Annotated in this window: 11 protein-coding genes; 2 read left to right on the forward strand and 9 right to left on the reverse strand. The window is 71.7% G+C overall.

The genetic code is table 11. From position 1 onward, the window contains the following. Positions 1–28: 28 nt before the first annotated feature. The 7 genes from rplS to proS form a co-directional block, all read right to left on the reverse strand. Positions 29–379 (reverse strand): 50S ribosomal protein L19, encoded by a 351-nt coding sequence (gene rplS / locus ACFV6E_RS19665; protein WP_013000407.1) that lies wholly within the window; start codon positions 377–379, stop codon positions 29–31. 134 nt (positions 380–513) lie between these two features. Beyond that, positions 514–1362, reverse strand: a complete 849-nt coding sequence (gene trmD / locus ACFV6E_RS19670) for a tRNA (guanosine(37)-N1)-methyltransferase TrmD (protein ID WP_385162581.1) — start codon at positions 1360–1362, stop codon at positions 514–516. Continuing rightward, a complete protein-coding gene (gene rimM, locus ACFV6E_RS19675) occupies positions 1362–1925 on the reverse strand; it encodes a ribosome maturation factor RimM (protein ID WP_385162579.1) in 564 nt (187 codons plus the stop codon). Before rimM ends, trmD begins: the two co-directional genes overlap by 1 nt. A gap of 128 nt (positions 1926–2053) precedes the next feature. Further along, complete coding sequence (locus ACFV6E_RS19680; protein WP_003973401.1) at positions 2054–2293, reverse strand: RNA-binding protein; 240 nt, start codon at positions 2291–2293, stop codon at positions 2054–2056. A 2-nt stretch (positions 2294–2295) separates the two neighbouring features. Then, complete coding sequence (gene rpsP, locus ACFV6E_RS19685) at positions 2296–2724, reverse strand: 30S ribosomal protein S16 (RefSeq protein WP_385162574.1); 429 nt, start codon at positions 2722–2724, stop codon at positions 2296–2298. 396 nt (positions 2725–3120) lie between these two features. Beyond that, complete coding sequence (locus ACFV6E_RS19690; protein WP_385162572.1) at positions 3121–3717, reverse strand: hypothetical protein; 597 nt, start codon at positions 3715–3717, stop codon at positions 3121–3123. 271 nt (positions 3718–3988) lie between these two features. Next, positions 3989–5404 carry a proline--tRNA ligase gene (gene proS, locus ACFV6E_RS19695; protein WP_385463052.1) on the reverse strand — a complete coding sequence of 472 codons (1416 nt, stop codon included), beginning with the start codon at positions 5402–5404 and terminating at the stop codon, positions 3989–3991. 259 nt (positions 5405–5663) lie between these two features. Here proS and ACFV6E_RS19700 point away from each other — a divergent pair, with 259 nt between their 5' ends. Next, a complete protein-coding gene (locus ACFV6E_RS19700; RefSeq protein WP_385463055.1) occupies positions 5664–6521 on the forward strand; it encodes an SAM-dependent methyltransferase in 858 nt (285 codons plus the stop codon). Between the two features lie 106 nt (positions 6522–6627). After that, complete coding sequence (locus tag ACFV6E_RS19705; RefSeq protein ID WP_385463058.1) at positions 6628–7197, forward strand: hypothetical protein; 570 nt, start codon at positions 6628–6630, stop codon at positions 7195–7197. Here ACFV6E_RS19705 and ffh read toward each other — a convergent pair. Beyond that, positions 7187–8737: a signal recognition particle protein gene (gene ffh, locus ACFV6E_RS19710; protein WP_385162566.1), complete on the reverse strand. Its 1551-nt coding sequence runs from the start codon at positions 8735–8737 to the stop codon at positions 7187–7189. The genes ACFV6E_RS19705 and ffh overlap by 11 nt on opposite strands. Before the next feature lie 222 nt (positions 8738–8959). Then, positions 8960–11416, reverse strand: a complete 2457-nt coding sequence (locus ACFV6E_RS19715; protein WP_385463061.1) for a [protein-PII] uridylyltransferase — start codon at positions 11414–11416, stop codon at positions 8960–8962. Positions 11417–11434: the final 18 nt, after the last annotated feature.

Raw genomic sequence — 11434 nt, forward strand, 5'->3', positions numbered from 1 at the left:
CGGCCGGATCAGGACGCCGTGCGCTGACTCAGTTGTCGCGCTTCTCCTTGATCTTCGCGGCCTTGCCGCGCAGCTCACGGAGGTAGTACAGCTTGGCGCGACGGACGTCACCGCGGGTGACGAGCTCGATCTTCTCGACGATCGGGGTGTGCACCGGGAAGGTGCGCTCGACGCCGACGGAGAACGAGACCTTGCGGACCGTGAAGGTCTCGCGGACACCGGCGCCCTGGCGGCGGATGACAACACCCTTGAACTGCTGCACACGGGAGCGGTTGCCCTCGATGACGCGCACGTGGACGTTGACGGTGTCACCCGGGCGGAAGGCCGGGATGTCGCTGCGCAGCGAAGCGCTGTCGACGGAGTCGAGAAGGTGAGACATGTCGTCTGCTTTCTTCGGCGATGCCACAGGTCATCGACGGAAGTCGGTGTTCCAGGAAATGTGCTGTCCTCGTCGGGACGGGCGTCGTGTCCCCCTGTGGCAGGGGCGCACGCCGGACGACGTACAACAGCGGTCTATTCTTCCACGGCCTCCGGCCTGCGCCAAAATCGACCGTGCGGGGCACCCTCGGGATCCGGCGCCCAGCCGAGGATCGAGAGCATCTCGCGGTCCTTCTTGTCGAAGGCCGCCGGATCGCAGCGCTCGATGAGGTCCGGACGGTTCGCGGTGGTGCGCCTGAGCGCCTCGTCACGGCGCCAGCGCGCGATCTTCCCATGGTGGCCGCTGAGCAGCACCTCGGGGATCTCACGGCCGCGCCACCGGGGCGGCTTGGTGTAGACGGGCCCCTCCAGGAGGCTGGCCATGGCCCCGGGGGCGAACGAGTCGTCCCGGTGGGACTCCGCGTTGCCGAGGACGCCGGGCAGCAGCCGCGCCACGGCCTCCGTGACGACCAGGACGGCCGCCTCACCGCCGGCCAGCACGTAGTCGCCGATGGACACCTCGTAGACGGGTATCCGGGTGGCGTACTCGTCGATGACGCGGCGGTCGATGCCCTCGTAGCGGGCGGGCGTGAAGACCAGCCAGGGACGCTCGGAGAGCTCCACGGCGAGTTTCTGGGTGAAGGGGCGCCCACTGGGCGTGGGCACCACCAGAGCGGGTCCCCGGGAGCCCGTCTCGTAACCGTCCGCCAGGACGGTGTCCAGGGCGTCGCCCCAGGGATCGGTCTTCATGACCATCCCGGGACCGCCGCCGTACGGGGTGTCGTCGACCGTGTTGTGCCGGTCGTAGGTCCACTGCCGCAGGTCGTGCACGCGCACATCGAGCTGCCCACGCGCGCGTGCCTTGCCGACGAGCGAGACGTTCAGGGGTTCCAGGTACTCGGGAAAGATGGTGACCACGTCTACCCGGAGGGTGGCGTGCCGCATCAGGCGCCGCCCTCGGGGGCTTCCTCCGCGTCGCGCGCGGAGGCGACCTCGGCGCGGTCGTCGATCAGGCCGGGCGGCGGGTCGATGACCGCGCGCTGCTCCGCGAGGTCGATCCCGGTGACGATCTCCTCGACGAAGGGGATCAGCACCTCGCTGCCGTCGGGCCGCTCCACCACGAACAGGTCCTGCGAGGGCAGGTGCGAGATCTCGGTGATCCGACCGACCTCGGTGCCGTCGGCCGTGACGACGTCGAGGTCCATGAGCTGGTGGTCGTAGTACTCGTCCGGGTCCTCGGGCGTCTCGTCCGGGTCCACGTCGGCGATGAGCAGGGTGTTGCGCAGCGCCTCGGCGCCGTTGCGGTCCCGTACGCCCTCGAAGCGCAGGAGCAGACGGCCGCTGTGCACGCGGCCCGTCTCGATGGTCAGCGGACCGGCCGAGGCGGGGTCCGTGGCCAGGACGGCGCCGGGGCCGAGCCTGAGCTCCGGCTCGTCGGTGCGTACCTCGACGGTGACCTCGCCCTTGATGCCGTGGGCGCGGCCGACGCGAGCGACTACCAGCTGCACTGTGCTTGATCTCCTGTCGTGTGCCTACCGGCATTACATCCCGAACCGCCGGAACGGGCGCGCAGACGACTGCGGGCCGGGGAGGGCTCGCAAGCCTTCCCCGGCCCGAGCCGGTGCTGTCTGCTACGTCAGCGAACGTGGTCCACGTCGACGAGGTCGACACGGACGCCGCGGCCGCCGATGGCCCCTACGACGGTACGCAGGGCGCGCGCGGTGCGGCCGTTGCGGCCGATCACCTTGCCGAGGTCGTCGGGGTGGACCCTGACCTCGAGCACGCGTCCACGGCGCAGGTTGCGCGAGGCGACCTGCACGTCGTCGGGGTTGTCGACGATGCCCTTCACGAGGTGCTCGAGAGCCTCCTCGAGCATGCTCAGGCCTCGGTCGACTCAGACGAGGAGGACTCGGCCGCAGCGTCGTCCTTCTTCTCGGCCTTCTTCTTCTGGGTGATGGCCTCACCCTTGCCCTCGTCGTCGCCGCCCAGGGCGTCGAACGACGGGCGCGTGGCCTTGGGCTCGGCGACGAGCAGCGGAGCCGGGGCGGGCTCGCCCTTGAACTTCTGCCAGTCGCCGGTCTTCTTGAGGATCGCGAGCACGGGCTCGGTCGGCTGCGCGCCGACACCCAGCCAGTAGGCGACGCGGTCCGCGTCGACCTCGATGCGCGACGGGTTCTGCACCGGGTGGTACAGACCGATCTCCTCGATGGCCCGGCCGTCACGGCGGGTACGGGAGTCGGCGACGACGATGCGGTAGTGAGGCGAACGGATCTTGCCCAGACGCTTCAGCTTGATCTTGACTGCCACGGGAGTGGTGTCTCCTGGTCTTGACGTGGTTGGGCACGGCGAGATGGCCGCGTGGGGTTGCGGTACCCGAGTGCCCGATGGACGCGTCAGCCGGAGGAGAGAGGGGTCCTGTGCGGCTGTCGAGTACAGCTAGCCATTGTGCCACATCCCGGCGGGGCGCCTTCACCCGCCCGGGCCCCCGCCCGCACTCCCGCGCACGCCTCGGCGGCACCCGGCGCCGGCCCCCGGGCACAGCTGCCGCCCGGCGCTCACGGGTACCGCTCTCGTGTGCGTATCCCCCGTCCCCCTTGATCCCCCTTGTGTCCCCCTCCCCCTCGTGCCCTTCCGGCGCGATTCGGCCTCGGCCGGATCCCCCGACCCGGCCGGCCGGGTACGGCTGCCACGAGCAGCCGCACCTCAGCCTGCCGCCGCGCCCACCACCTCCGGGATCCGGAAGGGCTTGCCGCATCCCCCGCACACGATCGGCGCCTGTGCCAGCACCGACGGGACGACCCGGACGTTGCGCCCGCAGTCGCAGACCGCCTTGACCCGGACACCTCCTCCGGAGGAGCCGTGCCGGGCGGCCGGACCGCGGAAGCTGCGGCCCGTGTCGGAGGCCGTCGCCGCGGTGTGCGCCTTCAGGGCGCGCTGCAGGCGCTCGATCGTCGGGCGGTAGCGCCGCTTCGCCTCGGGGTTGAGCGAGACCAGGGAGAAGCCGCTGCTGGGATGCGGCTCGTCCGGATGGTCAAGGCCCAGCTCCTCGGCGATCGCGAGGAATCTGCGGTTGTGGTAGCGGCCTGCCCGTGAGGTGTCGCGGATGCCACGGGCGGCGGCGATGCCGTGGACTGCTTCGTGAAGCAGCCGTTCGAAGGAGAGCTCGTGTCCGCAGGCGGACGACGATTCCCCGATCAGGGACTCTGGCGCGGCAAGATCGGGCAGCTCGGGGTGGTGCCGCTGAATGTCGGCCCACGCCCCTGCCAGCTCTGCGGCGAGAACAGGTGGTGTCGTGCTCACGTCGTGACAACGAGCCGGGGTGCCTCTGTGTTCCTATTCCGGGGCATCCCAAATAATTTGCACGTACCCGTCAGTTGTCGCTGATGCGTCCTGACGAGGGCGGGTGCGCTGATCTGCGGAGAAGCCTCACAGTTCGCACCCAGCCGGTACGTAGCCACTCGTACGCCCCCGCGCGTATCCGGGGTCCGCGCGCCGGGGCGAGTGGAGTCATCGGACGCGCAAGAGGCGTTTCGGCCGCCCTCCGCGCGCCCCGGCCGAGCCACGGGTCCGCCTAGTAGGAGCGCGCCACGACGGCGACGTTACCGGGTGCGTCGTCGGCCTCCGGGACCGACCCGTCCTCGGCCACGAGACACCGTACGGTCACGGCGTGTTCGGCCAGTCGGGCCTCCCCGGCTTCGCCCAGGTCGGACCACGGAATGCGGGCCCAGCCGCCGGCCGAGGCCGCCTCGACGGCCTCCCCGACCGTCGCGACGTCCGCCGTACGGGACTCGCGGCGCTCCCGTGACTGCCGCAGCAGCAGCGCCTGGTCCTCCTCCAGGACGGCGGGCAGCAAGGCGGCGAGCGCGTCGGCGGCGACGGGTTGCTTGCCCCCGGGGATCCGCCGCGCGAGCATCACCGTCCCGCTCTCCAGGTCACGCGGCCCGACCTCGACCCGGACGGGCACGCCCTTGAGCTCCCAGTCGACGGCGCGGCGGCCGAAGGGGGTGTCGGTGCGGTCGTCCACCTCGACGCGTACGCCCGCCGCGGCCAGCCGGTCGCCGATCTCGCGGACCTTGGCCAGAACCGCCTCGTCCCCCTTGATCGCGAGGACCACGGCCTGCACGGGGGCCAGGCGCGGCGGCACCCGCAACCCGCTGTCGTCGCCGTGCGACATGATCAGGCCACCCACCATGCGGGTCGAGGCGCCCCAGGAGGTCTGCCAGACCAGCTCCTGACCGCCGTCCCGGGACAGATAGCGGGTGTTGAAGGCGCGGGCGAAGTTCTGGCCGAGTTCGTGGCTCGTGCCCATCTGGAGGGCCTTGCCGTCACCCATCATGGCCTCGAGCGTCAGGGTGTTGACGGCTCCCGCGAACCGCTCGGCGCGCGTCTTGCGCCCCAGGACCACGTCGATGCCCAGCACGTTCACCATGAGGTCCGCGTACACCCGCTCGTGGATACGGGCCGCGTAGTCCCGGGCGTCCTCGTAGGTGGCGTGCGCGGTGTGCCCCTCCTGCCAGAGGAACTCCGTGGTGCGCAGGAACACGCGCGGGCGCATCTCCCAGCGCACCACGTTCGCCCACTGGTTGATCAGCAGCGGCAGGTCTCGGTAGCTCTGCACCCACTTGGCGAAGTACTCGTTGACGATCGTCTCGGAGGTGGGGCGGACGACGACCGGCTCCTCCAGCCTCTTGCCGCCGCCGTGGGTGACGACCGCGAGCTCCGGGGCGAAGCCCTCGACGTGCTCGGCCTCCCGCGTCAGGTACGACTGCGGGATGAACAGCGGGAAGTACGCGTTACGGGCGCCCGCCGCCTTGATCCGGGCGTCCAGCTCCTGCTGCATCCGCTCCCACAGCCCGTACCCGTACGGCCGGATGACCATGGTGCCGCGCACCGGTCCGTTCTCGGCCAGTTCGGCCTTGGTGATCAGGTCCTGGTACCAGCGTGGGAAGTCGTCCGCCCGAGGCGTGAGGACAGGGGCCTTTGCCATGCCGCGCATGGTACGGGTGCGGCCCCCGTGCCGCGCGGCACTTTCCGCGCCCGCGCACCCCTCGGCGCGCGGCGCCATGTCCGGACAGCGCGCGAGCGGACGCGCACAACCTCTGGACAGCCCGCAAGCGGATGCCCAGAACCTCTGGACTCCACGACTGGCGCGCAGTTACCTGGCATACGGGGGAAGTGCGGCGCACTGCACGGGGGGCCAAGGATCAGGGCACAGCGGCAACTCTCGGCGGATTGGGGCACTTTCGATGACACCAACGCTCGTGCGGCAGCAACCGGCTCACGCGGGACACACCCCTCGCGTGGATCAGTGTGCACGCGCGCGTGACTGGTCCGAAATCCAGGAGCGGATGCTGGTTCCGCTCTACGAGGCCGTCTACGACCGGCTGGAAGTGGGCAGGGGAACCCGGCTGCTCGGCCTCGGCTGCGGTTCGGGGCTCGCCCTGCTGATGGCGGCGTCGCGGGGCGCCTCGGTCACCGGGCTCGACGCCTCGGCGCCCGAGCGGCTGGCGCTCGCGCGGACGCGGGTGCTGCCGGAGGCATGGCGCACGCCGGCGCGCGGGGACGCCCGCATCGTCGAGGGCAAGCCGACGGATCTGACCGATCCCGACGCTCCCGCGTACACCGTCGTGACCGCCTTCGAGCCGATCGGCTGCGCGGCACGGGACTCGGAAAAGCTCGGGGACCTCCTGACGGCGGCGGCACCGCTCGCCCGGCGCGGCGCGCCCGTCGTGCTGGCCGGCTGGGGTCCGCCGGAACGTTGCGCCACCTCGTCGGTGCTGCGGATCGCCACCAAACTGGCCGTTCCGCTGCGGGGAGCGGGCAGTTGGCATCCCGCGCTCCGCGACGACCTCGAGGACATCGCCCAGCGGGCCGGTCTCAAACCGGACGGCTCCGGACGCGTCGCCTGCCCCTTCGGCTACGCCGACATCGCCAGCGCGGTCCGGGGACTGCTGTCGACGGGGCTGTTCGACGCGGCGATCACGGCGACCGACCAGTCGCAGGTCGACAAGGAGCTCAAGGAGTCCCTCCACGCGTACGTGCGCAAGGACGGGACGGTGTGGATGACCAACGTCTTCCGGTACCTGATCGCCCGGACGCCCTGAGCGCCGGCGTTCCTCGGCCCGTACCGGACCGGCATCCACAGAAACACGCCGACGCGACGGCGACGTCGAGCCCGAAGCCGAGACGTCACAGGCCGAGGCCGCCGGGATGGGGGCGGCGCTGGACACCGGCGAGAGCGTCACGGGGAAGGTCCAGGAGGCCGACGGCGAAGTCACCTACGAGATCGCCGCCGAGAAGGCCGACCTCGGCACCGAGGCCGACGCTCGGCAACTGATGCGGAACAAGGAGGCCGCCAAGGGCAAGGCGCTCGCCATCGCCCACGTGAAGTTCACGCACAGCAGCGGTCCGAACCTCACGGCCGGGTCCCGCACGTACGGCGGCACCGAGATCTGCACCGACGGCGGGCGCAGCGCGACCTGCATCGGCTCCCCCGAGGCGGACACCGAGGGCTGCGAGGACCAGTACGACATCAGCAGCTGGAAGCAGGGCGAGAGCCACGTCTTCTGCGGGGCGTACCTGGTGCCCCCGGACACGAAGTCCGTCGAGGTGCACTGGTCCGAGGAGGGCGGCGAGCCCTACATCTGGAAGTTCGCCGTCAAGCAGGAAGCGGCCCCCGCGCGGGCACCCGTACATGCGCTGGGGGCGCCCCTTCCTTCGAAGGGGCGCCCCCAGCGGCGTACGGCACGGTCCGGAACGGGAGGTCCGGTCAGCCCATGAACTTCTTGAACTCGTCGGGGAGTTCGAAGTCCTGGGCGCCCTGCTGCGGCAGGCCGAAGGCGTTGCCGCCCTGGCCCGCGCTCTCGCGGCGGGCGGCCTCCTCCTGCTCCTGCTGCTTGCGCTTCATCGGGTTGCCGGAGCGCTGCTTGCCCTTGGCCTGCTTCTGCTTCTTCTTGGTCCGGCCGGGTCCGCCGCCCATGCCCGGCATCCCGGGCATCCCCGGCATGCCGCCGCCCTGGGCCATGCGGGACATCATCTTGCGGGCCTCGAAGAACCGCTCCACCAGGTTCTTCACGGCGCTGACCTCGACGCCGGAACCCTTGGCGATACGGGCACGGCGCGAGCCGTTGATGAGCGTCGGCTCCTGGCGCTCGGCCGGGGTCATCGACTTGATGATCGCGGCCGTGCGGTCGACGTCGCGCTCGTCCAGGTTCTGGATCTGGTCCTTGATCTGGCCCATGCCGGGGAGCATGCCGAGCAGCTTGCTGATGCTGCCCATCTTCCTGACCTGCTCCATCTGGGCCAGGAAGTCGTCGAGCGTGAAGTCCTGACCCTTCTTGGACGCCAGCTTGGAGGCCATTTTCTCGGCCTCTTCCTGGCTGAACGTCTTCTCCGCCTGCTCGATCAGGGTGAGCAGGTCACCCATGTCGAGGATGCGCGAAGCCATCCGGTCGGGGTGGAACGCGTCGAAGTCGTCGAGCTTCTCGCCGTTCGACGCGAACATGATCGGCTTGCCGGTCACCGAGGCGATCGACAGCGCGGCACCACCGCGAGCGTCACCGTCGAGCTTCGACAGCACGACGCCGTCGAAGCCGACGCCGTCGCGGAAGGCCTCGGCGGTGTTGACCGCGTCCTGACCGATCATCGCGTCGACGACGAAGAGGATCTCGTCCGGCGAGACCGCGTCACGGATGTCCGCGGCCTGCCGCATCAGCTCCTGGTCGATGCCCAGGCGGCCGGCGGTGTCCACGATCACGATGTCGTGGACCTTGGTCTTCGCGAACTCGATGGAGTCCTTGGCGACCTTGACCGGGTCGCCCACGCCGTTGCCCGGCTCCGGGGCGTAGACGGCGACGCCCGCGCGCTCGGCGACGACGCTGAGCTGGTTCACCGCGTTCGGGCGCTGGAGGTCGGCGGCGACGAGGAGCGGCGAGTGGCCCTGCTCCTTCAGCCACCGGCCGAGCTTGCCCGCCAGGGTGGTCTTACCGGCACCCTGGAGACCCGCGAGCATGATCACGGTGGGCGGGTTCTTGGCGAAGCGCAGCCGACGGGTCTCGCCGCCCAGGATCGTGATCAACTCTTCGTTGACGATCTTGACGATCTGCTGGGCGGGGTTCAGCGCGCGGGACACCTCGGCGCCGAGGGCACGCTCCTTGACGTTCTTGATGAACGCGCGGACGACAGGGAGCGCCACGTCGGCCTCGAGCAGCGCGATACGGATCTCGCGCGCGGTGGCGTCGATGTCAGCCTCGGAGAGCCTGCCTTTCCCGCGGAGAGATTTGAAAGTCGCGCTGAGGCGGTCGGAGAGGGTATCGAACACGGCGCTCGTCGGTCCTCGAAGGTCGGGGGCAGTCTGGGTTGCCCTCCAGAGTATCCGGCCGCGGCAACAAGTCGGCCCCCGCCGGTGGAACTATCGCGGCGAGGGCCAGCCCCACATGCGTGGGGAGCGGTCATTGCCCATCTTCAGCACGTGCTGCGCCGGTGGACCATCTCCGCAGAGGGCGGAGAAACACGCGGCTCAACGACTCGCAAGGTCACCAGGTCACGCCCGCAGCGTCTCCTCCAGTGCCCGTGTCACCGTCACCGCCTCCTCGCCCGGCAGTGGGCCGGGCTCGGGGCCGGTGACGTAGAAGGCGTCCACGGCGTTGGCGCCGAGCGTGGAGACGTGCATGCTCCGTACCCGTACCTTCGCCTCCTCCAGTGCGCGGCCGATGCGGAAGAGCAGTCCGGGGGCGTCCTGGGCGCGTACCTCGATGACCGTGGCGTGCCGTGAGGCGGCCGGCGCGACGGTGACCCGGGGCGGCGGCGCGACCGTCCCGCGGCGCCGGGGGTAGGCGGCGTCGCGCTCGGCGAGCCGTCCCGCGACGTCCAGCGACCCGTCGAGGGCGCGGACGAGGTCGGCGCGGAGCCGGGCCGCCTGCGGCAGGGAGCCGTACTCGGCGGCGACCCGCCAGTTGAGCAGCAGGACGGAGCCGCGGACGCCGTCGGGCAGGTCGAGGACGCGCAGCTCGGCGGTGCGCACGGTCAGCCGGTGCATGGCGAGGACGCCTGCCACGGCGGGCAGCACGCCGGCCTGCTCGGGGACGGCGATCAGCAGTTCCACGCCGAGCGGCTCGGGTCCGCCCGGTGGCTGTTCGGCGGGCGGTTCGAGGGGCGGTTCGGTCTGCGCCCGCAGCGCCAGTACGGGTCCGCCGGTGCGGAACGCCTCGATGGCGAGCCGTTCCTGCTCGGCGGTGGGGGCGGCCGTATCGGGGGTGCCGGGGTCGTCGCCCGCGAGGACGGCGGAGACGCGTTTGACCAGGTCGGCGACGAGGGAGCCGCGCCAGGACGACCAGGCGGCCGGTCCGGTGGCCAGCGCGTCCGCCTCGGTCAGGGCGTGCAGCAGTTCGAGGGCGCTCTGGGTGCCGACGGCCTCGGCGACGGAGCGGACGGTGGCGGGGTCCTCCAGGTCGCGCCGGGTGGCCGTCTCGACGAGCAGCAGGTGGTGGCGGACGAGGGTGGCGAGGACGGCGGCGTCGGTGCGGTCGAAGCCGATGCGGGCGGCGACGTCCTTGGCGATGATCTCGCCGGCGACGGAATGGTCGCCGGGCCAGCCCTTGCCGATGTCGTGCAGCAGCGCGGCGACAAGCAGGAGGTCGGGGCGGCCGACCCGGCGGGTCAGCTCGGAGGCGCGGACGGCGGTCTCGATCAGGTGGCGGTCGACGGTCCAGATGTGCACGGCGTTGCGCTGCGGCCGGCAGCGCACCCGTTCCCAGTCGGGCAGCAGCCGGGTGATGAGCCCTTCGGCCTCCAGCGCCTCCCAGACGTCGACGGTCGGGCGGCCCGAGCCGAGCAGGGTGACGAGCTGCTCGCGGGCCTCGGCGGGCCAGGGGGTGGGCAGCGGGCGGACGGCGGCGGCCATCCGGCGGACGGCGTGCAGGGAGAGCGGCAGCCCGGCCTGGGCGGCCGCGGCGGCGGCGCGCAGCGGGAGCACGGGGTCGCGTTCGGGGCGTGCGGCGCGGGCGAGGACGACCTCGCCGTCCTGTTCGACGACGCCTTCGGCGAGCGGGGAGCGCTCGGGGGTGGGTTTGGCGCCGCCGAGGAGCGCGCGCAGCCGGGGTCGCACGGCGCGCGCCCTGAGGACACGGCCGACCTCGCGCCAGGTGACGTCGCTGGCGTACGAGATGACGCGGGCGGCCTCGTAGACCTGGCGCAGGAGGGTGTCGGCGTCGAGGAGGCCGAGTTCGGCGGCGACCTGGTCCTGTTCCTGGAGGGCGAGGCGGTCGGTGGCGCGGCCGGTGGTCAGGTGGAGGGCGTCGCGGACGTCGAGAAGGGTGCGCCGGGCGTCGGCGAGTCCTTCGCGGGGTGCGTCGGCGAGCCAGGAGGCGGCGACGGCGCGCAGTGCGGTGGCGTCGCGCAGTCCGCCGCGGGCCTCCTTGAGGTCGGGTTCGAGGAGGTATTGCAGTTCGCCCTGGCGTTCGGCTCGCGCGGCGCAGAGTTCCTGGAGTTCGGGCAGGCGTTTGGGTGCCTGGTTGCGCCAGTCGGCGAGGACGGCGGTGCGCAGTGCGGCGGTGAGTCCGAGGTCGCCGGCGAGGTGGCGGGCATCGAGGAGGCCGAGCTGGACCTTGAGGTCCTCGCCTGCGGTTCTGCGGGCCTCGGCGGGTGTGCGGACGGAGTGGTCGAGGTCGAGGCCGAGGTCCCAGACGGGGTACCAGAGGCGGTCGGCGAGGGCGGCGACGGCGGCGGTGTCGGAGCCGTCGTGCAGGAGCAGCAGGTCGAGGTCGCTGCGCGGGGAGAGTTCGCCGCGGCCGTAGCCGCCGACGGCGATCAGGGAGATGCCGCGGAGCCCTGCGGCGCCGGCGTCGAAGAGGCCGGCGAGCCAGTCGTCGGTGAGCCCCGCGAGAGCGGTACGGCGCGGCGGCCCGGACCGCGCCTTCTCCTGGAGGAGGCGCAGCCGGGCCGCCGCGTAGCCGCCGGGTTCCGAGCCCTCTGCTTCGGTGGGCCTGTCCGTACTCGTCACCCGGCGACTCCCTGTTCC

Source organism: Streptomyces sp. NPDC059785 (assembly GCF_042732375.1).
GTDB lineage: Bacteria > Actinomycetota > Actinomycetes > Streptomycetales > Streptomycetaceae > Streptomyces.

Bases quoted from the DNA above. Each gene is read 5' to 3' on its own strand.
- ACFV6E_RS19700 (WP_385463055.1), top strand. From the start codon at position 5,664: ATGACACCAACGCTCGTGCGGCAGCAACCGGCTCACGCGGGACACACC.
- trmD (WP_385162581.1), bottom strand. From the start codon at position 1,362: ATGCGGCACGCCACCCTCCGGGTAGACGTGGTCACCATCTTTCCCGAG.
- rplS (WP_013000407.1), bottom strand. From the start codon at position 379: ATGTCTCACCTTCTCGACTCCGTCGACAGCGCTTCGCTGCGCAGCGAC.
- ACFV6E_RS19705 (WP_385463058.1), top strand. From the start codon at position 6,628: ATGGGGGCGGCGCTGGACACCGGCGAGAGCGTCACGGGGAAGGTCCAG.
- ACFV6E_RS19680 (WP_003973401.1), bottom strand. From the start codon at position 2,293: ATGCTCGAGGAGGCTCTCGAGCACCTCGTGAAGGGCATCGTCGACAAC.
- proS (WP_385463052.1), bottom strand. From the start codon at position 5,404: ATGGCAAAGGCCCCTGTCCTCACGCCTCGGGCGGACGACTTCCCACGC.